Annotated in this window: 26 protein-coding genes; 11 read left to right on the forward strand and 15 right to left on the reverse strand. The window is 64.0% G+C overall.

Annotated features, from left to right (window positions below):
• Positions 1 to 62: 62 nt before the first annotated feature.
• The 5 genes from I3253_RS09565 to I3253_RS09585 all read left to right on the forward strand — a co-directional run bounded on the left by I3253_RS09565 (position 63) and on the right by I3253_RS09585 (position 4,166).
• Positions 63 to 1,784: an acyl-CoA dehydrogenase gene (locus I3253_RS09565; RefSeq protein WP_197917431.1), complete on the forward strand. Its 1,722-nt coding sequence runs from the start codon at positions 63 to 65 to the stop codon at positions 1,782 to 1,784.
• Positions 1,784 to 2,827, forward strand: a complete 1,044-nt coding sequence (locus I3253_RS09570; protein ID WP_197917432.1) for an MBL fold metallo-hydrolase — start codon at positions 1,784 to 1,786, stop codon at positions 2,825 to 2,827. The genes I3253_RS09565 and I3253_RS09570 overlap by 1 nt, the downstream gene beginning before the upstream one ends.
• A gap of 9 nt (positions 2,828 to 2,836) precedes the next feature.
• Complete coding sequence (locus I3253_RS09575) at positions 2,837 to 3,286, forward strand: DUF6173 family protein (protein WP_197917433.1); 450 nt, start codon at positions 2,837 to 2,839, stop codon at positions 3,284 to 3,286.
• 81 nt (positions 3,287 to 3,367) lie between these two features.
• The gene (locus I3253_RS09580; protein WP_197917434.1) at positions 3,368 to 3,502 is read left to right on the forward strand and encodes an aa3-type cytochrome c oxidase subunit IV; all 135 of its coding nucleotides are present in this window, start codon (positions 3,368 to 3,370) and stop codon (positions 3,500 to 3,502) included.
• Positions 3,503 to 3,524: 22 nt separating this feature from the next.
• On the forward strand, positions 3,525 to 4,166 hold the full coding sequence (locus I3253_RS09585) for a hypothetical protein (RefSeq protein WP_197917435.1): 642 nt from the start codon (positions 3,525 to 3,527) through the stop codon (positions 4,164 to 4,166).
• 8 nt (positions 4,167 to 4,174) lie between these two features.
• Here the strand turns inward: I3253_RS09585 and I3253_RS09590 are convergent, their stop codons facing one another.
• Positions 4,175 to 4,501: an AzlD domain-containing protein gene (locus I3253_RS09590; RefSeq protein WP_197917436.1), complete on the reverse strand. Its 327-nt coding sequence runs from the start codon at positions 4,499 to 4,501 to the stop codon at positions 4,175 to 4,177.
• The gene (locus tag I3253_RS09595; protein ID WP_197917437.1) at positions 4,498 to 5,211 is read right to left on the reverse strand and encodes an AzlC family ABC transporter permease; all 714 of its coding nucleotides are present in this window, start codon (positions 5,209 to 5,211) and stop codon (positions 4,498 to 4,500) included. Before I3253_RS09595 ends, I3253_RS09590 begins: the two co-directional genes overlap by 4 nt.
• Before the next feature lie 185 nt (positions 5,212 to 5,396).
• Between I3253_RS09595 and I3253_RS09600 the strand changes: the two genes are divergently transcribed.
• From I3253_RS09600 to I3253_RS09620, 5 genes are all read left to right on the forward strand, one after another.
• Positions 5,397 to 6,263, forward strand: coding sequence for a formate dehydrogenase accessory sulfurtransferase FdhD (locus tag I3253_RS09600; RefSeq protein ID WP_232237054.1), 867 nt, complete (start codon positions 5,397 to 5,399; stop codon positions 6,261 to 6,263).
• Positions 6,260 to 6,904 (forward strand): molybdenum cofactor guanylyltransferase MobA, encoded by a 645-nt coding sequence (gene mobA / locus I3253_RS09605; protein ID WP_197917439.1) that lies wholly within the window; start codon positions 6,260 to 6,262, stop codon positions 6,902 to 6,904. The genes I3253_RS09600 and mobA overlap by 4 nt, the downstream gene beginning before the upstream one ends.
• Positions 6,905 to 6,908: 4 nt before the next feature.
• Complete coding sequence (mobB, locus tag I3253_RS09610) at positions 6,909 to 7,409, forward strand: molybdopterin-guanine dinucleotide biosynthesis protein B (RefSeq protein ID WP_197917440.1); 501 nt, start codon at positions 6,909 to 6,911, stop codon at positions 7,407 to 7,409.
• Entirely contained in the window at positions 7,402 to 8,667 is a 1,266-nt protein-coding gene (locus I3253_RS09615; protein ID WP_197917441.1) for a molybdenum cofactor synthesis domain-containing protein, read from the forward strand. Before mobB ends, I3253_RS09615 begins: the two co-directional genes overlap by 8 nt.
• Positions 8,668 to 8,802: 135 nt before the next feature.
• Positions 8,803 to 10,020: an MFS transporter gene (locus tag I3253_RS09620; protein WP_197917442.1), complete on the forward strand. Its 1,218-nt coding sequence runs from the start codon at positions 8,803 to 8,805 to the stop codon at positions 10,018 to 10,020.
• A gap of 33 nt (positions 10,021 to 10,053) precedes the next feature.
• On the opposite strand, the gene I3253_RS09625 is transcribed toward I3253_RS09620, so the two are convergent.
• From I3253_RS09625 to rplS, 3 genes are all read right to left on the reverse strand, one after another.
• Positions 10,054 to 11,793: an adenylate/guanylate cyclase domain-containing protein gene (locus I3253_RS09625; RefSeq protein ID WP_197917443.1), complete on the reverse strand. Its 1,740-nt coding sequence runs from the start codon at positions 11,791 to 11,793 to the stop codon at positions 10,054 to 10,056.
• A gap of 136 nt (positions 11,794 to 11,929) precedes the next feature.
• Positions 11,930 to 12,151, reverse strand: coding sequence for a 50S ribosomal protein L31 (gene rpmE, locus I3253_RS09630; RefSeq protein WP_197917444.1), 222 nt, complete (start codon positions 12,149 to 12,151; stop codon positions 11,930 to 11,932).
• Between the two features lie 11 nt (positions 12,152 to 12,162).
• On the reverse strand, positions 12,163 to 12,537 hold the full coding sequence (gene rplS / locus I3253_RS09635; protein WP_197917445.1) for a 50S ribosomal protein L19: 375 nt from the start codon (positions 12,535 to 12,537) through the stop codon (positions 12,163 to 12,165).
• A 489-nt stretch (positions 12,538 to 13,026) separates the two neighbouring features.
• On the opposite strand from rplS, the gene I3253_RS09640 reads away from it, so the two are divergent.
• Positions 13,027 to 14,325: an FAD-dependent oxidoreductase gene (locus tag I3253_RS09640; protein ID WP_197917446.1), complete on the forward strand. Its 1,299-nt coding sequence runs from the start codon at positions 13,027 to 13,029 to the stop codon at positions 14,323 to 14,325.
• Between the two features lie 3 nt (positions 14,326 to 14,328).
• On the opposite strand, the gene trmD is transcribed toward I3253_RS09640, so the two are convergent.
• From trmD to ffh, 10 genes are all read right to left on the reverse strand, one after another.
• On the reverse strand, positions 14,329 to 15,126 hold the full coding sequence (gene trmD / locus I3253_RS09645; protein WP_197917447.1) for a tRNA (guanosine(37)-N1)-methyltransferase TrmD: 798 nt from the start codon (positions 15,124 to 15,126) through the stop codon (positions 14,329 to 14,331).
• The gene (locus tag I3253_RS09650) at positions 15,119 to 15,931 is read right to left on the reverse strand and encodes a sulfotransferase (RefSeq protein WP_197917448.1); all 813 of its coding nucleotides are present in this window, start codon (positions 15,929 to 15,931) and stop codon (positions 15,119 to 15,121) included. Before I3253_RS09650 ends, trmD begins: the two co-directional genes overlap by 8 nt.
• A 1-nt stretch (position 15,932) precedes the next feature.
• Complete coding sequence (locus I3253_RS09655; protein WP_197917449.1) at positions 15,933 to 16,736, reverse strand: hypothetical protein; 804 nt, start codon at positions 16,734 to 16,736, stop codon at positions 15,933 to 15,935.
• Positions 16,737 to 16,830: 94 nt separating this feature from the next.
• On the reverse strand, positions 16,831 to 17,334 hold the full coding sequence (gene rimM / locus I3253_RS09660) for a ribosome maturation factor RimM (protein ID WP_197917450.1): 504 nt from the start codon (positions 17,332 to 17,334) through the stop codon (positions 16,831 to 16,833).
• A gap of 101 nt (positions 17,335 to 17,435) precedes the next feature.
• Complete coding sequence (bluB, locus tag I3253_RS09665; protein WP_197917451.1) at positions 17,436 to 18,065, reverse strand: 5,6-dimethylbenzimidazole synthase; 630 nt, start codon at positions 18,063 to 18,065, stop codon at positions 17,436 to 17,438.
• A gap of 17 nt (positions 18,066 to 18,082) precedes the next feature.
• Complete coding sequence (gene rpsP, locus I3253_RS09670) at positions 18,083 to 18,451, reverse strand: 30S ribosomal protein S16 (protein ID WP_197917452.1); 369 nt, start codon at positions 18,449 to 18,451, stop codon at positions 18,083 to 18,085.
• A gap of 52 nt (positions 18,452 to 18,503) precedes the next feature.
• Positions 18,504 to 18,800: a chorismate mutase gene (locus tag I3253_RS09675; protein WP_197917453.1), complete on the reverse strand. Its 297-nt coding sequence runs from the start codon at positions 18,798 to 18,800 to the stop codon at positions 18,504 to 18,506.
• Positions 18,793 to 19,398, reverse strand: a complete 606-nt coding sequence (locus I3253_RS09680; RefSeq protein ID WP_197917454.1) for a GNAT family N-acetyltransferase — start codon at positions 19,396 to 19,398, stop codon at positions 18,793 to 18,795. Before I3253_RS09680 ends, I3253_RS09675 begins: the two co-directional genes overlap by 8 nt.
• Positions 19,398 to 19,949: a GNAT family N-acetyltransferase gene (locus I3253_RS09685; RefSeq protein ID WP_197917455.1), complete on the reverse strand. Its 552-nt coding sequence runs from the start codon at positions 19,947 to 19,949 to the stop codon at positions 19,398 to 19,400. The genes I3253_RS09680 and I3253_RS09685 overlap by 1 nt, the downstream gene beginning before the upstream one ends.
• A gap of 6 nt (positions 19,950 to 19,955) precedes the next feature.
• Positions 19,956 to 21,476, reverse strand: coding sequence for a signal recognition particle protein (ffh, locus tag I3253_RS09690; protein WP_197917456.1), 1,521 nt, complete (start codon positions 21,474 to 21,476; stop codon positions 19,956 to 19,958).
• Positions 21,477 to 21,576: the final 100 nt, after the last annotated feature.

Below are 21,576 nucleotides of genomic sequence, written 5' to 3' on the forward strand. Positions count from 1 at the left end.
CCCTTGGGCAAAAAGCTGCATACAAGCGCCCAGACCCAAAGCCAAGCCCGTTGGAGAGAGCCATGCCCTTTCGCGCCCCGGTTACTGAATTCCGGTTCCTGTTCGATCATGTCGTAGATTTTGCCACTGTCACCGCGACGCCGCGGTTCGCGGATGCGGACAAGGACGTGACCGACGCGATCCTCACCGAGGCCGGGCGGATGTGTGAAGAGGTGATGTTCCCGGTGCAGCGCAATGGCGATTTGCAGGGGGCAGTGCTGGAAAACGGCGTGGTGCGCACCTCGCCCGGATTTGCCGAGGCTTATGCACAGATTGCCGAGGGCGGCTGGATTTCGACCAGCGCCTCGCCGGAATATGGTGGTATGGGGCTGCCGCATTCGATCACCACGGCGGTGAACGAGATGATGAGCGCGTCCTGTCTGTCGTTGCAGTTGAACCCGCTGATGACGCAGGGCCAGATCGAGGCGCTGGAGCATCACGCCAGTGACGAGATCAAGGCGATTTACCTGCCCAGGCTGATCACCGGCGAATGGGCCGGAACCATGAACCTGACGGAACCGGCGGCCGGGTCGGATGTGGGGGCGCTGCGCTCGAAGGCCGAGCCGAACGGCGACGGCAGCTATGCGGTGTCGGGCCAGAAGATCTTTATCAGTTGGGGCGACAATGACTTCACGAAGAATGTCTGTCACCTGGTTCTGGCCCGCCTGCCCGACGGGGCGCCGGGGACCAAGGGGATCAGCCTGTTCATCGTGCCCAAGTATTTGCCGGATGAAAACGGCGACCCCGGCGTGGCCAACAGTCTCAAGGTGGTGAGCCTGGAGCACAAGCTGGGCCTGCACGGATCGCCCACGGCGGTGATGGAATTTGACGGGGCGACTGGCTGGCTGATCGGGGAAGAACATGACGGGATGCGCGCCATGTTCACCATGATGAACAACGCGCGCCTGGGTGTGGGTGGCCAGGGCGTGGGCGCGGCGGAGGGCGCCTTTCAGCATGCACTGGCCTATGCGCTGGAGCGCAGGCAGGGCCGCACACCGGTGGAAGGGGGCGCCGGAACGATTGCGGATCACGCCGATGTGCGCCGGATGCTGGCGACGATGAAGGCCGATATTTTTGCCGCGCGCGCGATCGAGCTGGCCTGTGCGGTGGCGATCGACATGGGGAACGCCACCGGCGACAGGGACTGGAAGGCGCGGGCCGCGTTCCTGACGCCGATTGCCAAGGCGTTTGGCACCGACACCGGGATCGCCGTTGCCGAAATGGGCGTACAGGTGCATGGCGGCATGGGCTTCATCGAGGAAACCGGGGCTGCGCAATTTGCGCGCGACGTGCGCGTGACCGCGATATACGAGGGCACCAACGGCATTCAGTCGATGGACCTTGTCGGGCGCAAGCTGATGGATGGGGGCGAGGCGGCCTATGCGCTGCTGGACGAGATCGAGGACCGGGCCGAAGCGGCGCGGGGTGATTTCCCGGAACTGGCGGAACCTGTCTGGCAGGCCACGGAAACTCTGCGAGAGGCGACGGAATGGATGGTGGCGCAGGGCAACATGACCGACCGCTTTGCCGGGTCGGTGCCGTTCCTCAGGGGGTTTGCACGGGTTTTGGGCGGCTATTACCACCTGCGCGCAGCTGTTGCCGAAGGTGGGCAGGGCGCGCGCAGCAAGCTGGCGCAGTTCTACATCAAGAGGTTGTTGCCGGAACATGCCGGACTGTTGGTTCACGCCATGCAGGGGGGCGATGATCTTTATGCCCTGAGCATCAACGACCTGGGCGCGGCGTGATGGCGGACGGTACAGCGGGCATTCGCTATCCCTGGGAGACACCCCCGCAAGAGGGGGAGGCCATCGAAGTGGCAGAGGGGGTTCTTTGGATGCGCCTGCCCCTGCCCATGGCGCTGGACCACGTCAATATCTATGCGCTGGACGAAGGCGACAGCTGGACAATCATCGATACCGGATTTGACAGCAAACGTAGCCGGGCGATCTGGCAGGGGCTGATGGATGGGCCGATGGGCGGCAAGCCGGTTTCGCGCCTGATCGTAACCCATCACCACCCCGATCATGTGGGGCTGGCCGGGTGGTTTCAGGAAGAGTACGGCGCAGAGCTGTGGACAACGCGGACCGCGTGGTTGTTTGCCCGCATGTTGCAACTGGATGAGCAGGCCGTGCCGCGTCAGGAAACGCTGGAGTTCTATCGCCGCTGCGGCATGGACGAAGAGATCTACAACGAGCGCAAGAGCGAGCGGCCATTCAACTTTGCCGATGTGGTGGCGCCGATGCCGCTGGGATTCCGGCGTATCAAGCAGGATGACGTGATCCGCATGGGCGGGCGGAACTGGGATGTGCATATCGGCAACGGCCATGCCCCGGAACACGCGACCTTCTGGAGCCGGGACGACAACCTTGTTCTGTCCGGCGATCAGATATTGCCGTCGATCAGCTCCAATATCGGGGTCTATGCAACGGAACCCGAGGCCGATCCGGTGGCGGACTGGCTGGAAAGCTGCGAGCGGCTCAAGGCGTTTGCGCGGGCCGATCAGTTGGTGCTTGGCGGGCACAAGCTGCCCTTTACCGGGGCGCCCACGCGGATGCGGCAATTGATCGACAACCACCATGGTGCACTTGACCGCCTGGTCCGGCATCTAGATGAACCAAAAACCGCCAGCGCGTGTTTTCCGCCGCTGTTCAAGCGCACGATCGACAAGGGCGCCTATGGGTTGGCGCTTGTCGAGGCTCTTGCTCATCTCAACCATCTCTACCACATTGGAACCGTCAGCCGCACCATGCGTGAAGACGGCGCCTGGCTGTGGCATCGGATCGGTTGAGAGGACGCCATGACCAACGAGATCAAGACCACCGCCGAGGCGGTCGAGGCGGCGGCCATGCCGCGCCGGCACGAGGTGCATTCCGATCCCGAGGTTCAGCCCTGCGCCGTGCCCGACTCGGTAGCGAATGAATCCGTGGAAGAAAAGAGCCCGGCCCAGTGGGTCTATGAACGGCTGATCCTGTATATTCAGAATTTCGAATCGCAGCTGGATAACGAGCACGAAGTGGCGATGGGATTCACCGGCGGAGATGCGGGTGTGCTGCGGATCGAGGGCATGGGCTATTTCGACCCGGACATCGTGACATTTTACGGGACCGACTCCAACGGGATCAAGACCCAGATGGTTCAGCATGTCAGTCAGCTGAGCGTGATGCTGCGCGCGCTGCCGCAACAGGTGGAGAACGGCGTGCCCAAGCGGATCGGGTTTCGCCTGGCGCAGGATTTGAACAACAGTTGATCACCTGTGCGTCATTGACGTGGTGACAGGTAGATATGAATCCGGTATCTAGCGGAAAACGCGAATGAAGGAATTGCAATCATGGCAGACCACAAGCATGGATCGATGAACATCGAGGTGCAGGAAAAGACTTTTGCGGGCTTTATCAAGGCTTCGGCCTGGGTTGCAGGTGTCTCCGTCGGCATCCTGATTTTCATGGCGCTGGTAAACAGCTGATCATAACGGGCGGGTTGCAAAGATGAGAATTCTGTTTCGCCTGAGCGCGGTTGTTTTGGCGCTCGTGGCATTGTCCGCATGTACGATCCGCAACCCGGTAAAAACCAATTCTCCGGATATCGAAGTGGCCCAGGCCCGGTATGTGCATTCCGGGCCAACGCGCCTGACCATGTATACAATGGTGTCGAACCGAACCGGTCAGGGCGCGCATACCTCGCTGCTGATCAATGCCAGCGAGCGAGTGGCGTTTGACCCCGCCGGATCGTTCCGCACCGGTGGCGTTGTGGCCAAGAACGACGTTGTCTACGGCATGACGCCCGCAGTGACGGATTACTACACCCGCTACCATGCCCGTGAGACGTTCCATGTTGTGGTCCAGTCGATCGACGTAAGCCCGGAAGTGGCGGAAATGGCACTGCGCAAGGCAAAGACGCTGGGGCCGGTGCTAGAGGGTAAATGTGCGTACTCGACAGCGGAATTGCTGCGCAGCCTGCCCGGTTTTGAGGACGCGCCGAGGACATATTTTCCGGTCAAGCTGTCGGAATATTTCGGCGAAAAGGGCGCGACCTATGAACGGCTGTATGAATATGACAGCGATGACAACAAGAAGATCCTGAGCGACTTTGACCCGGAGTACGAACAGACGACGCGGGTTACAAACTGACAAGTATGTCAACCGAAAGCGAACAGGCCCGCGTATAGCGTGATTGCGCCGCATGTGATGGCCAGAAGCACGTTTCTGGTCCAGATTCCCACCGCCAGTGTCACAACGGCCGCCGCCATGCGCGCGGGCTCCGGTGTGCCATCGGTGGCTTGCGGCCACACCACCAGCGGGGCGACCAGGGCAGGCAGAATGGCCACCGCGGTATAGCGCAGATGACGCAGCACCCAGGGCGGCAGCGCGCGGTCGCCGACAAGCCCGAGAAACAGAAAGCGAAGCCCGAAGCTGCCGATGGCCATGGCAATGATCACGATCCAAAGAGTGGTGGTCTGACTCATGACACGCCTTGCTTTTCCATCCAGAGTTCAACCCGGGCGCCCGTCATCATGCCCGCGATCCCTGCAAGGATCAGGCCCAGGTTATAAGGCACGAAGGCAAAGATCAGCGCACAGGCAACAGCCACCAGCGCGGCCGCCACATGTGCCCCCGTGCGCAGCATCGGTCCCAGCATCGCCAGAAAGGTGATGGGCACCGCAAAATCCAGCGCCAGTTCCGGCGGGATGGACTTACCGATCCAGGCGCCGATCAATGTCCACAGGTACCAGTTCGGCGCGACAGGTGTGACCGCCCCCATGAAATACGCAAATTTCTGGCCCGTGGTCATGTCCGGCTGGCGGTCGAACCGGGCGCTGGCCAGCGCATAGTTCTGATCGACAAGGAAATAGGCGGCAAGCGCGCGTCGCCACAAGGGAAGGGCACCAAGATGCGGGGTCAGCGATGCGGAATACATGGCCAGCCGCAGATTGACGGCCAGCGCCGAGGCGATCACCACAAATGTGGGGGCGTTTTCCGACATCAGTTGCAGCGCGGTGAACTGCGCGGCCCCGGCAACGACCGTGATCGCAAAGGTCATGGTTTCGAACAGCGACAGCCCGGCCTCGGTGGCGACCACGCCGAAGAGAAGTGCGAATGGCCCGACGACAAGGACGAACGGTAGGCCGTCGCGCACACCGCGCCAATAGCTGGATCTGTCGAAATCTGTTGTCATGTCCCCTCGCGCGCATGTTGCCGGATCGCCCTAGCGGGATGTGTGCGGGGATGCAATCCACCCCGGTTTCAGGGGCAGTGTCAAAATGGTTGCGGCATGCGGCGTTTCTGCGGTGGCCTAAGCGGAAAATCGCCCTTAGTCTTCGGGACCGAAGTGGAGGGATACGGGTGACACAGCTGGATTTCATGTCGGATTACCTTATCGCGCCTGACCCGGCGGCGCCCCGTCTGACGCGGGTGGTGGCCGGGCACGATCAATCCGGCCAGCCGGTCGAGCTTTCCGTGGTCGAGGAACGTGCGCTGACGATCTATCTCAACAGTCGCGAGATCGTGACGGCGATGACGATCGGGGACTATCCGGAATACCTGGCGCTGGGATTTCTGCGCAATCAGGGCATGTTGGGTGACAGCGACGTGGTGACAGGGGTCGATTACGACGCGGAACTGGAGGTGGTGGTCGTGCGCACGGCACAGGAAACCAGCCACGAGGAAAAGCTCCAGAAAAAAACCCGCACATCGGGTTGCGCGGTGGGCACCGTGTTTGGCGATATGATGGAGGGGCTGGACAAGGTCCGGCTGCCCGAAACGCGGGTCCGCAGCTCTGATCTTTATGCGCTGGCGCACAAGATCAACCGCACGCCGTCGCTGTATCTGGAGGCCGGAGCGATCCATGGCACGGTGCTGTGCCGTGGGGACAAGCCGTTGGTTTACATGGAGGATGTCGGGCGCCACAACGCGGTGGACAAGATCGCGGGCTGGATGCTGGACACCGGAACCGGCGCGGCGGAAAAGACGTTGTACACAACCGGGCGGTTGACTTCGGAAATGGTGATCAAGACGGCGCTGATGGGGATTCCCGTGCTGGTCTCGCGATCTGGGTTCACGGCCTGGGGGGTGGAGATCGCGCGTCAGGTCGGGCTGACGGTGATAGGACGGATGCGTGGCCAGCGGTTTGTGTGTCTGAGCGGTGAAGAGCGTTTGCTGCGCGACGCCGACCCGGCGCGGGTGGCCGAGGAAGAGGGCAAGCATGGCCGGAAAGGGGCGCGCGGGTGAAACAGCCTTTTGGAGTTATTCTGGCGGGCGGTCAGGCCACGCGTATGGGCGGTGGCGACAAGGGGTTGCTGGACCTGGGCGAAAGCACGATCCTTGGCCACGTGATCGACCGGCTGGCGCCGCAAGTGGCGCGGGTGGCGCTGAATGCGAACGGCGATCCGGCACGGTTTGGCCAGCTGGGCCTTCCGGTTCTGCCCGACAGTATCGAAGGTCATCCGGGGCCGCTGGCCGGGGTGCTGGCGGGGCTGGACTGGGCCGCCGGGCAGGGTGCGGACACCATCGTGACAGTGGCCGCCGATACGCCGTTCTTTCCTTGCGATCTGGTGCCTCGCCTTTTGCTTGCAGCGGACGGGATGGCGCAGCCGCTGGCGATGGCGGCCACCCCGCGGGGCGAGGGGGAACAGACAAAATCCATGTCCCGGACGGGTTTGATCCGGCATCCCACCTTTGGATTGTGGCCGGTCAGCCTGCGCGACGACCTGCGCGCCGCGCTGGAAGGCGGCCTGCGCAAGGTTGTGTTGTGGACCGACCCGCATGGCGGGAAGCTGGCAGAGTTCCCGGTGGCAGGGGGCGATCCGTTTTTCAACGTGAACACACCGGATGACCTGGCCAAGGCGCGGGCGCTGGTGAAAGGGGTCTGAGAACATGCGCATCTACGGAGTGGTTGGGTGGAAGAACGCGGGCAAGACCGGGCTGATGGAGCGGTTGGTGGCCGAAATCGCCGGACGTGGGTTCTGCGTTTCGACGGTGAAACATGCCCATCACAGCTTTGACGTGGACCAGCCCGGCAAGGACAGCCATCGCCACCGCGAGGCGGGTGCTTGCGAGGTGGTGCTGGCGTCGGGCAGCCGCTGGGCTCTGATGCACGAGTTGCGCGGCGCGGCAGAGCCACCGCTGGAGGCGTTGCTGGCCAGGTTGACGCCGGTCGATCTGGTGCTGGTGGAAGGCTATAAGCGCGATGCGCATCCCAAGGTCGAGGCGCACCGGGCCGAGACCGGCAACCCGTTGATCGCGCCCGAGGATTCCTCTGTGCGGGCGGTTGCGGCGGATGTTCCGCTGGCGCTGGACCGACCGGTATTCGATCTGAACGACACGCGAGCGATCGCGGATTTCATTCTGCGAGAGGTGGGGCTGGCCGATGGGTGACAAGTTGCAACCACCGCCGCTGACGGATGATTGTTTTGCCTTGCCTGCCGGCACGGAATGGACGCCTGTCGACAGCGCGCTGGCGGAAATCAGGCGGCGTTTGCGGCCCGTGGTCAGCATCGAAACGGTCCCGTTGGATCAGGCCCTGTGCCGGGTTTTGGCAAGCGATGTCAAGGCGTTGCGCGCGAATCCACCCTTGCCGAACTCGGCTGTTGACGGCTATGGGATGCGCCATGACGACATTGTGGACGGCCCGCAAACCCTGCCCTTGGTGGCGGGGCGGGCGGCGGCGGGGGCGCCGTTTGAGGGCGCCTTGACGGCGGGACATGCCGTTCGGGTTTTGACCGGCGCGGCGTTGCCGGACGGGGTGGATACGGTGATCCTGCAAGAGGATGTCACCACCGATGGCCGCGCGATTGCGTTTCACGGCCCGCTCAAGCCCGGCGCGAATACCCGCAAGGCGGGCGAGGACGTTGACAAGGGCGCGGTAATCCTGCCGCGCGCGCGGCGGGTGACGGTGGCGGATCTGGCGCTGGCCGCAGCGACCGGGCACAAGGAACTGACAGTTTATCAAAGGCTTAGGGTAGGTGTTCTGTCCACCGGGGACGAGCTGGCCGAGGCGGGGGACATGGCTAGACCCGACCAGATCTATGATGCCAACCGGCCAATGGTTTTGGGAGCGATTGCGCGGTTCGGGTTCACCCCGGTTGATCTGGGGCGGGCGCCGGATAACCGGCAGAAATTGCGGGATTTTCTGGATCGGGCGGCGGACCGGTGCGATTTGATTCTCACGTCTGGCGGTGCCTCGGCGGGGGATGAGGATCATCTTTCGGCCCTGTTGAACGAGACCGGGGCCATGGCGCTGTGGCGCATTGCGATCAAGCCGGGACGGCCTTTGGCGCTGGGCGTCTGGCGGGGCACACCATTGTTCGGACTGCCGGGAAATCCGGTTGCCGCACTGGTCTGCACCCTTATTTTTGCAAGGCCCGCCATGGGGTTACTGGCCGGAGAGGGATGGCGCGCGCCGCAAGCGCTGCACGTGCCGGCGGCGTTTACCAAGACCAAGAAACCGGGGCGGCGCGAATATTTGCGGGCGCGGTTGCGGGATGGCAAGGCCGAGGTTTTCCGCTCGGAAGGATCAGGACGGATCAGCGGGCTCAGCTGGGCGGAGGGACTGGTGGAGCTGCCGGACGGGGCGCTGGATATCGCGCCGGGCACACCAGTGACCTATTATCCCTATAGCGCGTTCGGTCTGTAGAGACCGCGCGCAACAGGGCGCGTCTAAGTGGCTGAAAAAGCGGAAAATTCCGTATCGGCATTGCGTCGGTATTACGTCGGTATTGCGACGGTTAATTTTGTTGCGCGGGCGGTGCGCGCGCCCTAGCGTGGCTGGATGAGCGAACCGGATATTCTTGACAGCCGATACAGCTGGTTGCGGCTGGGTATTACCCTGGCGATTGCGCTGGTGGGCAATGTCGGCATGTGGGCGGTCGTGGTTGTGATGCCGGCCGTTCAATCCGAGTTCGGGATCGACCGGGCCGACGCCGCGTTGCCCTATACGCTGACCATGGTGGGCTTTGCGCTGGGCAATTTCGCGATTGGCCGCGCCGTGGACCGCTGGGGGATCAGTGTGGCGCTGAGCGCGGCGGCGGTTCTGATCGCGGCCAGCTTTGGACTTGCGGCGGCCAGTCCGACGGTGCTGATGCTGTCGCTGGCGCATTTCTTCCTGGGATTTGGCACGGCGGCGAGTTTCGGGCCGTTGATCGCGGATATTTCGCTGTGGTTCCAGCGCCGCCGGGGCATTGCCGTGGCGGTGGCGGCAAGCGGGAATTACCTGTCGGGCGCGGTGTGGCCGGTGCTGTTGAGCGGGGTGCTGGCCGGGTATGGGTGGCGCGCGGTGTTCGGGGTGCTGGCGGGGCTGACGCTGGTTGTGATGATCCCGCTGGCCCGCGCGCTGCGCCGCCCTGTGCCGCTGGCCTCGGTCGAGGCGCAGGCGGCGGCGCAGCTGGCGCGCCGTGGTCCGGCACCGTTCCGGCCGGTCACGCTGCAACGGTTGCTGGGGCTGGCCGGGATCGGATGCTGTGTGGCGATGTCGATGCCGCAGGTGCATATCGTGTCGCTGAGCGTGGATCTGGGTTATGGCCAGGCCGCCGGGGCCAGGATGTTGTCGCTGATGCTGATGGGCGGCGTGGTCTCGCGGCTGGTATCGGGGTTCCTGGCGGATCGGCTGGGCGGGGTCGTGACATTGCTGATCGGGGCGGTGCTGCAATGCGCGGCGCTGTTCCTGTTCCTGCCGTTCGACGGGCTGGTGCCGCTTTATGTGATCAGCCTGATCTTTGGGCTGAGTCAGGGCGGTATCGTGCCCGCCTATGCGATCGTGGTGCGCGAATACATGCCCGCGCGCGAGGCCGGGGCGCGAGTGGGCTTTGTGATGATGGCAACCATTCTGGGCATGGCGCTGGGCGGATGGATGACCGGCTGGATCTATGACATGACCGGCAGCTATCAGTGGGCGTTCCTGAACGGGATTGCCTGGAACGTGATGAATATCGGCATCATCACGATCATCCTGATGCGGGGGCGGTCGCGCGCTCAACCCGTGGCAGCATGAGCGCCGCGCCGCATCAGACAACGGCCGGGCGGGTTATTGGGGCATTCCGGCGCGGCGCAGGCCGTCCAGCCAGTGTTCGTGATCGTCCGGGTAGCGGATCGGGACGATGTCGCGCACCATCGTGAGGGTCAGGCCGGGCATGAGAGCCAGCAGCCGTTTCATCGTGTCCTGCGCATCCTCAAGCTGGCCCTTCATGGCCTGCGCCGCCGCCAGCTGGCGCAGGGCAGAGGCGTAGTTGGGGTATTCGGCCAGCACTTCGGAACAGATTTCGATGCAGCGGTCATAGTTGCGGTCCAGATAGGCGGCGATGCCGTGGCCGCCGTACCAGAAGGCGCGGTACGGGTCGCGGGGACTGAGGGTTGTGGCGTGGATGGCGCTGGTGCGCGCGGCATCGTAATCGCGGCTGAGGCCATGATACGCGGCCAGCACACCATGGGCATTGGACAGGTTCGGATTGAGGCGCAGGGCGTTGCGGAGGTGCAGGGGGGCTTTTTCAAAGTCGCGCCCGAACAGGTAGGCCATGCCAAGGACGCTGTGGGCGGTTGCGTCGGATTCGTCGGTGCGCACGGCGTCCTGGCCGTGGGCGACGGCTTCGGCAATGGCGGCTTTGGTGTCCGGGCGCCAGATATGCAGCATGGCGTGCAGCTTGGCCAGGGCAAGGATGGAATGCGCGTCCGACAGGCCGGGATCAAGCGCGATGGCGTCGCGGGCATAGATTTGGGCCTTGGCGATGCTGTCTTCGTTCATGCGCCCGATATGCCAGCGGCCGAGAAGCATTTTCTCCCAGGCGTTGGTTTCGGTTTCCGCCTTGTTGCGCGACCGGTGGGTTTCGGCGTTCATGGCCTCGGGGGCGACGGCGGCGACGATGGATTGGGTGATTTCGTCCTGTACGGCGAAGATGTCGTCAAGATCGCGGTCGAACCGCCCGGCCCAGATATGCGCGCCGGTTGCGCCCTCGATCAGCTGGGCGGTGACGCGCACCCGGTTGCCGGATTTGCGCACCGAGCCTTCGAGCAGGTAGCGCACGCCCAGGTCGGCGCAGACGTCCTGGGTGCGGACGGGGGTGCCCTTGTAGGTGAAGCTGGTGTTGCGGGCGATGACGAAGAATTCGCGGAAATGCGACAGTTCGGTGATGATGTCTTCGGAGATGCCGTCGGAGAAGAACTCCTGATCGGGGTCGCCGGACATGTTGTCGAAGGCCAGCACCACGATGGACGCCTTTTTGAACCGTTCGGTCCGGGGTTCGCCCGGTGGGGCGGTGGCAGGCGCGGGGGACCATGTGAGGACGCTTACCGGTGTGGCGATGTTCTTGAGCGTTTGCGGGCCGATATCGGTGAATTCTTTGGCCAGTTGCGGGGTCAGGTTGGCATGAGCGGTGGCCGAGATCGCGATTCCGCCCGCGGGGGCCATGGATTCCAGCCGGGCGGCGATATTCACGCCGTCCCCGAAGATGTCGCCGCCCTGGCGGATGATGTCGCCGACATTGAGGCCGATCCGGAATGTGAGCGGTTCGTCCAGCGCGTCGACCGGCGTGGGCGCGTGGGATTGCAGCGCCAGCGCGCATTGCGTGGCGTCCTGGATGCTGGAGAATTCAACCAGCGCACCGTCGCCCATCAGCTTGACCACGCGCCCGCGATACGCCTTGACGGCGGGTTTGAAAACCGAGGTGAGATTTCGGGTGAGCGCGGACAGGGTGGCCTGTTCATCGCGCGACATCAGGCGCGAATAGCCGACGACATCGATGGCCAGTATGGCTGCGAGTTTGCGCTGCAATGTGATCCCTCTGAAATGCGGAGTCGCGACCAGGCCACATTGGCATGGCGGTGGCCAAACACCAAGCCCGTTGCCCGAAACGAAAAACGCCGCTCCGGGTGGGAGCGGCGTTTTCGAAATCGAAACGGACAGGTGCTTAGAAGCCCAGGCCTTCGTATTTCTTCTTGAACTTGGATACGCGGCCACCGGCATCCATCAGGCGCGAGGTGCCGCCGGTCCATGCGGGGTGCACTGTCGGATCGACGTCCAGCGCCAGCGTGTCGCCTTCGCTGCCCCAGGTGGAGCGCATCTGGATGATGGTGCCATCGGTCATTTTGACATCGATGAAGTGGTAGTCGGGATGGATCTCTTTTTTCATGATACCACTCCTTACGCTTGCTTGGGCTTGTAGGTGCTGTCTTCGGCGATACGGGCCGATTTACCGCGGCGCGACCGCAGGTAGTACAGCTTGGCGCGGCGCACGCGGCCACGGCGCACGACGGTGATCGATTCGATATTGGTCGAGAACAGCGGGAACACGCGTTCCACACCTTCGCCAAAGGAAATCTTGCGGACGGTGAACGACCCGGCGATGCCCGAACCGTTCTTGCGGCTGATGCAGACGCCTTCGTAGTTCTGCACACGGGTGCGCGAGCCTTCGGTCACCTTGTAGCCGACGCGGATGGTATCGCCGGCCTTGAAATCGGGGATGTCTTTCCCCAGGGCGGCAATCTGTTCCGCCTCGATCTGTGCGATCAGATTCATCTGACCATCTCCTATTCTGCTCGTGGTTTGGTCCACGAAGTTTGCTGCGCCTCAGAGCTCTTGGTCTTCTTCCGGGTCCGCGTGACCGCGCCCGCCAGAGATCAGGTCGTCGTTTCTTGTGGCATTGGCCGGCTGCGCCAGATGGGTCGGACGAAGAAGCCCGGGATTGGCAGGATGCAACAGGTCAAACGCCCGGAGCCGCGAAAGCGATTCCGAACAGGGGTCGTTTACGCAGGATTGGGCGGGGTCGCAAGGGGTTTTGGCGATGCGCGCCGGGAATCGGCATCGGCGCAGGGGAAATCCGCCGGTTACGGGGGGGCTGGAATTGCTTCTGGCCGGGTTTGCGGCTGGGATCGGGGCAGGCTTGCGGCGGAGCGGGCTGAATTCGGGTGCGGAATTGAGTATTTTGGGAACAATGAAAGGGGCAGGGATCTGATTGGCGGAGGTTGTGAGCCTGTGTCCGGCAGGAGGTTCCCAGGGGGTGAGCGGATGGAGAACAGTGTCTGGCAGGACGATGTGCTGGTGATCGGTGGTGGCACGGCGGGGTTTGGCGCGGCGGTCGCGGCCGGGCGGCTGGGGCTGGATGTGTGTCTGATCGAGGCCACGGGCAAGGTGGGCGGTGTGATGGCGTTTTGTCCGGGGATGCCCTGGGGCGCGGCCTTTCCTGATGACCGGATTATCGGAGGCATCCTGGAGGAACTGGCCGGACGGCTGTTTGCCATGGTGCCCCCGGCGGCGGAGAAGCGGCCTTGTGCGCTGGAGAATTTCGGGCCGGAAATCCTGTATGACCATGATCTGGCGACGCTGGTCATGTTCGAGATGCTGGAAGAGGCCGGGGTGCGGGTGCATCTTCATACCATGGCGCTGGCGCCGCATATGGAGGGGCGCCGGGTGGCGGCGGTTGATCTGTGCGACCGGCATGGGGTGCGTCGGATCGCGGCCCGGATGGTGATCGATTGTTCGGGGGACGGTGACATCGCGGCCCGCGCCGGGGTGCCCTATACGCTGGGGGATGAGGCGGGCAGGCTGATGGGGGTGACGCTGAGTTTCCATATGCTGGGTGCGGATTGGGCGCGGGTTTTTGCCGGGGGGGATCCCTATTTCACCCGCCATGCCGCACGCGGCATTGCCCAGGGGCGTCTGCATCCCGATCTGGCGCAGCTTTATCTGATGAAGGGGTTTCATCGCGACACGGTGTTTTGCAACTCGGTGGTGATCCGCGATGTCGATGGCACCGATGCGGCGGCGGTCGCGGCGGCAACGCAGGAGGGGCGGCGGCGTTGCCGGCAACTCGCCGGGTTCCTGCGCAGCGATGTGCCGGGGTTCGAAGCCGCGCGGATGGCCTTTCTGGGGCCAAGCGTGGGGGTGCGCGAAACCCGCAAGCTGGAGGGGATGTACCGGGTGACGGGCGCCGATCTGGCGGCGGCGACCAAGTTCGAGGACGGGATCGTGTGTTGTGACAATCCGATTGACGATGTGATGCGCGGCGCGGCGATGACCCATGCGGCGATGGTCGGGCAGGGGGAGTATTACACGATCCCGTTCCGGTCGCTGGTGCCGCGCGGGATCGGGAACCTGATGTTTGCCGGGCGGCTGATCTGTGCCGATCCGGTGGCCTTTGCCAGCGTGCGCGGGATGCCGCAATGCATGGCGATGGGGCAGGCCGTGGGCACGGCGGCGGCGCTGGCGTTGCGGCGCGGTGTTGCGGTGCAGGATGTGGACCGGGGGGTGTTGGTGGCGGCGTTGCAGGAGCAGGGTGTGCGTGGCCTTGGCGGTGTGCCCTTGTAGCGGTCAGTCCTTGCGGCGTGCGGTATAGGCGGACCACATGTCGGGGCGGCGGTCGCGGGTGAGTGCCTTGGCCATGTCGTGGCGCCATTTTTCCACGTTGCCGTGATGGCCCGACATCAGCACATCGGGGATGGCGCGGCCTTTCCATTCGGCGGGGCGGGTGTATTGCGGGTGTTCCAGAAGACCACCCGAGTGGCTTTCATCCTCGATGCTTTCGGCATTGCCCAGCACCGAGGGCAGCAGGCGCACGGTGGCGTCAATCATGGCCTGGGCGGCGATCTCGCCGCCGGTGAGGACAAAATCGCCAAGCGACACTTCGATGATGTTGTAGTGATCCAGCACGCGCTGATCGACGCCTTCAAAGCGGCCACACAGCAGGGTGACGCCGTCGGCCTGGCTCCAGGCGCGGGCCATGTGTTGATCAAAGCGGCGGCCACGGGGCGACAGGTAAACCAGCGGCCAGGTGCCGCGCGTGCCCTGCATCGTGTGGTCGATCGCGTTGCCCAGCACGTCCGGGCGCAGCACCATGCCGGCGCCGCCCCCGGCGGGGGTGTCATCGACATTGCGGTGTTTGCCCACGCCAAAATCGCGCAGGTTGGTGGTTTCCAGTTGCCACTTGCCGTCCTTGAGCGCCTTGCCGGTCAGGCTTTCGCCCAGCACGCCGGGGAAAGCATCGGGGAAAAGGGTGATGATCCGCGCCGTCCAGACCCCGGCAAGCCGGGGCGACCGGGTGATCAGCTCGCGCGGTTTGAGCGAGGTGGCGATGGATTTGCGTCCGTGCGATCTGGGCGTGTCACTCACTGGGTGCGTCCGTTTCGTATCTGGCGATCAGGGCCTGTTTGGCCTGTTTGCGGGCTTCCCTGTCGCCGATATTGCGGTTGAGGTCCAGCAATTCCTGTAACAGCGCGTCGGGCAGGCGGGTGTTGACCGGGGGGATCGGCGCGAGTGTTTGGAGGGTGTCATCGGGCACGCCCTGAAGGCGCAGGACGGGTTCCGCCAGGCCCAGCGGCGTGTTGGCCCAGTCTTCGAGCGGGATGCGGTGCAGGGGGATGGGCGCGATTTTCGCGGCCAGGTCATCCAGCAGCGCATCGAACCGGGCGGCGGGGGCGAAGCGGGTGGTGAATTCGTCCTGCGACAGCGTCATGGACGAGGATTTCACGTGTTCCCAATAGGCGCTGGTAAGCCAGGATTGCGCCGAACGCGTGGTAAAGACGACATGCAGATCGGGCGCCCGGTAGCGGCGGTGAAAGGCGGCGACGAGTTCGGGCAGCAGGATCAGCGCGGCGGAATAGTCGCAGATCGCGTCGCGGCCCGGCATGTGGCCCGCCAGTTCCTCGGCCGAGAGGATCAGCCCGCGGTGGCGATAGGCGGGTTGTTCCGCCAGAAACGTATCGGCGCGGTGCACCATCTTGGCGCGTGTCAGCGGATCGCGCCACGTGGAATAGCCGCGCGTGGCGTGCAGAATATCCTTGAGGCGGGGTTTCAGCAGCAGGTTGCAGTGGCGTTTGAGCGCCGTTCGGTTGGCCTTGAGAGTTTGTTGCAGGCTGGAGGTGCCCGTCTTGTGAAATCCGGCATGGATCACGAGCGGGCGGGTGGAAAACGCCATGTCAGTCCCCGGTCTTTCCGGTCAGCCAGATCCGGCGCGCCTGGATCTTGGCCTGCGCGGCGGTGTCGTCATCCAGCGTGGAACGGTTGGTTTCGAGATAGGCCGCCAGCAATTCCTGCGGGGGCGAAATATTGGCGGGCGGCAGCGGTTCGATCCGGCGGCGGACGCGGCGGGGTGTTTCCAGCACGTCGAGCAGCGCCGCAAGGGGGCCAAGCGGGCGGTCCCCGAGGGATTCAAGCGGCGTGGCGTGCAGTTTGTGCGGCGCGACGGCGAGGCGGGTGCGCGCGACGATATTGGCCAGATCGGCCGAGGCGGCGTGGCTGGCGCGATAGCTGTCGAAATCCTGTGTCAGGCGGATGGCGCGCAAATGCTGGGCGTAACAGGAGCGCAACCAGGGTTCGGGGTTGCGGGTGGTGAACAGGAAGGTCAGCTCTATCGGTGCGTCATAGGCCTGTGTGGCGGTATGGCAGATGGCCTTCATCAGCAAGGGGGCGGCGGCGTATGTGTCCAGCCCGTAGCGCCCCGGCATATGGCCCGAGAGGTCTTCGGAACTGAGCAGGGCGGGGCGGGGATCGCCGGCGTCGATCCGAGAGAAGAGGTCGGCCATTTCGGCGGAGAAGATCAGCAGATCGGCAGGTGTGCGCGAGATCGAATAGGCGCGGGCGGCTTCGCAGGGGCCAGGCATGTTGCGACGGGTGAAGATCTGGTAGTGGCGGCGCAGCGTCTTGCGGTTGTGGATCAGGGTTTTCTGGACGCTGGTGGTGCCAGTCTTGTGAAACCCGGCATGGATCAGGACCTGTTTCATGGCGCTGCCTTGGGGGTATGGTGCCGGAGCGGGGGCTGTCCGGCATGGCGCGGCCGGGCGATCAGCGCGGGACCGGGCGGCGCGGGGCACATGGTCAGAACAGGCCCTCGGGCGGGTCGACAATGATGCGGCCCGTGGCAATGTCGACCGTGGGCACGGCGGCATGAGTGAAGGGCAGGAGCACGGTGGTTTTCAGCCCCGGCCCGTGGATTTCCAGCAGGTCGGTGGCGCCGTGGTTCTGTACCGATTTCACCTGCCCCAGAACGGTGCCGCCGGTGTCGCGCACCTCCAGCCCGATCAGATCGGCGTGGTAATACTCGTCTTCGTCGGGGTCGGGCAGGCGGTCACGCGGGACGAACAGGCGCAGGCCCTTGAGCGCGTCGGCCTCTTCCTTGGTGGCGATGCCCGACAGGCGCGCGGCCAGTCCGTTCTTGATGGCGCGGGTGATGCTGAGGTCGAACTGGCGGTTGCCGTCTTCGGTTTGCAGCGGCGCGTAGGCGGCGATGGCTTCGGCCTGGGCGGTGAAGCTTTTGAGGCGCACTTCGCCCCGTACGCCGTAAGAGCCGGCAATGGCGCCGACGCAGACCAGTTCGCTCATCGGGTATCTCCAGCTTTGTGCCTGTGCCTTTTGTCCTTGATCCGCGACGCGGGTGCAAGGGGTGGGCGGTGCGATTGAGTATTTGGGGAACAATGAAAGGGCTAGCGGGTGGTGATCGGCAGGGTGGTGCGGCGCTGTTCCCAGCCGATCCTGGCGAGTTCGGGGGTTGGCGAGGTTTCCCCGGGCCAGCCGACGCAAAGATAGGCCACGAGCGACCAGCCTGCCGGGGCGGCGAGATCGCGGGTGAGCCGGTCGGGGTCGAGGATCGAGACCCAGCCGACGCCCAGCCCGTGGGCGCGCGCGGCGAGCCAGAAATGCGTGATCGCGCCCACCACCGAATAGCGGCGGGTTTCGGGCATGGTGGCCGCGCCCAGCCCGGCGCCCTTGGGGGTGGTATCGTCGCAAAAGACGGCAAGCTGGATCGGGGCCTCGGCCATGCCGGAGAGTTTCAGCCCGGCATAGGTGGTGGCGCGGTCGCCGTCATAGCCGGCAAGGGCGCGGGCGTTGGCCGTCTGGTAGTTGTCCAGGGCCGCGGCGCGGGCCGTGTCGCTCTCGACGCGGATCACGCGCCAGGGTTCGGACAGGCCCACGGACGGGGCCAGCACAAAGGCGTCGAGGCACTTCGCCAGAAGTGCCTCGTTCACCGGGTCGGTGCGAAAGCGCCGCACATCGCGGCGCCATGCCATGAGCCGTGTCAGATCGTCCCGGAAGGCGTGCGAAAATTCGGTCATTCCGGGACGGGGCCTGATTATTCTTCGGCCGGGGCTTCTTCGGCGGCTTCGGCGGCCTTGGCCGCTTTCTCTTCGGCGCGGGCCTTGGCTTTCTGGCCGGGCTCTGCCTTTTTGGGGTTGTTGCGCTCTGACTTGGTCAGGGCCCCGGAGGCTTCGAGGAAGCGGGCGACACGATCGGTGGGCTGGGCGCCCTGGCCGAGCCAGTATTGCACGCGTTCCATGTCCAGCTTGATGCGGTCTTCGCTGTCCTTGGGCAGGAGCGGGTTGTAGGTGCCCAGCTTCTCGATGAAGCGGCCATCGCGCGGCATACGGCTGTCCGCCGCGACGACGCGATAGAAGGGACGTTTTTTCGAGCCGCCGCGGGCGAGACGAATTTTCATGGCCATTGGTGTGTTCTCCTTTGAATGGCGTGTGTTTGGCGCGCGCTGGGCGCACGCCCTATGCTTGGTGTTTCTTGTGGTGCTGAATGACTTCGGCGATGATGAAGTTGAGGAACTTCTTGGCAAATTCGGGATCCAGATCGGCCCGTTTTGCCAGATCTTCAAGCCGCGCGATCTGGGCCGCTTCGCGGTTGGGATCGGACGGGGGAAGGTCGTGTTCGGCTTTCAGTTTCCCGACAGCCTGGGTGTGTTTGAACCGCTCGCCCAGCGTGTAGACGAGGATGGCATCGAGCCGGTCGATGCTTTCACGATGTTCCTTGAGCACCTCGGCGGCGCGGGTCACGGCGTCAGTCAAGGGCGTAACCTTTCGGTTTGAACATCGGGTTGGAATAGTGGCTGATCTCCATCTCGATGGCGTCGCCGATCTGGCTGGAGCGCAGTTTCTGCGGGCTGGGGTGGCGGTAGACCACGTCGTTGCCGTCGACCGATGCGGCCTCGGGATCCTTGACCGCGCCAAGGCGTTCGGCCAGGCGGATCGAATCGAGGTTCTTCGGATCGAGATAGGAAACCGCACCTTCCCAGCCCAGTCGGTTATAGAAATACTTGCGCGCGGCGTGCGTGGCTTCGAGCGCGTAGCCATTGCCGGCAGCGACGGGCCAGATGATCCAGGCAAGTTCGGCCTCGGGCCATTGCGCGGGTTTCCAGCCGCCTGCCATGCCGTAGGTTTCGTCGGTTTCCTTGTCGTGAATCATCCACATGCCATAGCCGCGAATGTTCCAGTGGCCGATTTCAGCGGCGTAGAGCATCCAGGTTTCGTAAGGGTTCAGCGGCCCGCCCATGAAACGCGAGCGGTAGGAGGCAAAGGTCGCCTTGAAGGCGGAATAGTCCTCGGCCTCGGGGCCGCGCAGGACCAGGCGTTGGGTTTCGAGAATGGGGATGTTGCTTGTTGCCATTACGCGTATGCCTCCATGCCGCCGTTGACCAAGGCGTCCGGGCCGAGGTGGCGCCAGATCTCGATCGTGCCGAATTCCGGGTCTTCGTAGTGTTTTTCGAACGTGGCGCCGAGCCGCCGGGCGACGGCCTTGGAGCCTTCGTTTTCTGGCGCGATCTGGGAAATCGCCGTGGTCCAGCCAAGCACATCATAGGCGTGTGCGCGTGACGCGATGGCGGCCTCTGTCGCAAAGCCTTTGCCCCATGCGTGGGGCATCAGTGTCCAGCCGATCTCGCGTTCCAGCCAGCCGTCAGGATACCAGAGCCCGACGCGGCCCAAGTATTGCCCGGTTTTCTTCTCTTCCAGCGCCCAGAAGCCAAAGCCGCGCAAGGCCCAGTGCCCGATGACCATCGCAATCGAGCGCCACGCGCGATGCGGCGGCATCGGGCCGCCGACAAACCGGGCGTCATCGCTGGCCAGAAACGCCTTTTCGAAGGCGATATCGCCCTCGCAAAGTGCGCGCAGGATCAGCCGTTCGGTTTCCAGCGTGGGTATGGAGAAGGTGGTGGACATGAAGTCTTACTTTTTCTTTCCAAAGCCGGAGAGACCGGGGGGCAAGCCGCCCATGCCGCCGCCAAGACCGGGCAGGCCACCGGGCAGACCGCCCTTGCCGCCAAGGGCCTTGGCCGCGGCTTCCATCTGTTTGGGGTCCATGCCCGCGGCCATTTCCTCGGGGCTGGGGCCGCCCTTGCCGAACATGCCGCCAAGCGCCTCCTTGAGCATCTTGCCTTTGCCCATCTTGCCCATCTTTTTCATCATGTCCGACATCTGGCGCTGCATTTTCAGCAGCTTGTTGAGGTCGGACACCTCCATGCCAGAGCCTTTGGCGATGCGCTTTTTGCGGCTGGCCTGAAGGATCTGGGGATTGGCGCGTTCAAGCTTGGTCATGGACTGGATCATGGCGATCTGGCGCACGATCATCTTGTCGTCGAACCCTGCGTCCTGCACGTTCCTGGCCATTTTCGCCATGCCGGGCATCATGCCCATCACGCCTTCCATGCCGCCCATTTTCTGCATCTGTTCAAGCTGCATCTTCATGTCATTCATGTTGAAGCGGCCCTTCTGGAACCGCTTCATCATGCGCTCGGCCTGTTCGGCCTCGATGGTTTCCTGCGCCTTTTCCACAAGGGCGACGATGTCGCCCATGCCCAGGATGCGGCCGGCGATGCGGTCCGGCTCGAAGGTTTCGAGCGCGTCCATCTTTTCGCCCAGGCCGACAAACTTGATCGGCTTGCCGGTCACGGCGCGCATGGAAAGCGCCGCGCCGCCGCGCCCGTCACCGTCCATCCGTGTCAGGACCACACCGGAGATGCCGATCTTGCCGTCAAATTCCTCGGCCACTTCGACGGCGACCTGACCGGTAAGGCCGTCCACGACGAGCAGCGTTTCGCGCGGATTGACCGCGTCGCGCACGTCTTCGACCTCTTGCATGAGGGTTTCGTCGATCTGAAGGCGACCGGCGGTATCCAGCATGTAAACGTCATAGCCGCCCAGCGTGGCCTGTTGCCTGGCGCGTTTGGCGATCTGAACGGCGTTTTCACCCGGCACGATGGGCAGGGTGTCAACGCCGATCTGCGCGCCCAGAACCTGCAACTGCTGCATGGCGGCGGGGCGGTAGATGTCAAGGCTGGCCATCAGCACGCGCTTGCCGGCCTTTTCGGTCAGACGTTTGGCAAGCTTGCCGGTGGTGGTGGTTTTACCCGAGCCTTGCAGACCCACCATCAGGATCGGGGCGGGCGGATTGTCGATCTTGAGCTCGCCGGGTTCCTCGTTGTTGCCGGCAAGCACATGCCTGAGTTCGTCATGCACGATCTTGACGACCTGCTGGCCCGGCGTGACCGATTTGGTGACAGATTGTCCGGTGGCCTTTTCCTGGACCGCTTTGACAAAGTCGCGGGCGACAGGCAGCGATACGTCGGCCTCCAGCAGGGCGACGCGCACCTCGCGCAGGGCGGTTTTCACGTCGTCTTCGGACAGCGCACCCTGTTTGGTGAGGCGGTCGAAGACTCCGGACAGGCGTTCGCTTAGATTTTCAAACATCGCTCACCGGCTCCTTCTCACCGTTTCAATCTGGCCCGAACTTAAGCACGAACCGCTCAAACGCCAATGTCCCCCGTGGGCGCGACGCGCTGACGGGGGG

It is taken from the genome of Thiosulfatihalobacter marinus (assembly GCF_016019955.1).
In the GTDB taxonomy this organism is placed as follows: Bacteria; Pseudomonadota; Alphaproteobacteria; order Rhodobacterales; family Rhodobacteraceae; genus Shimia; species Shimia marinus_A.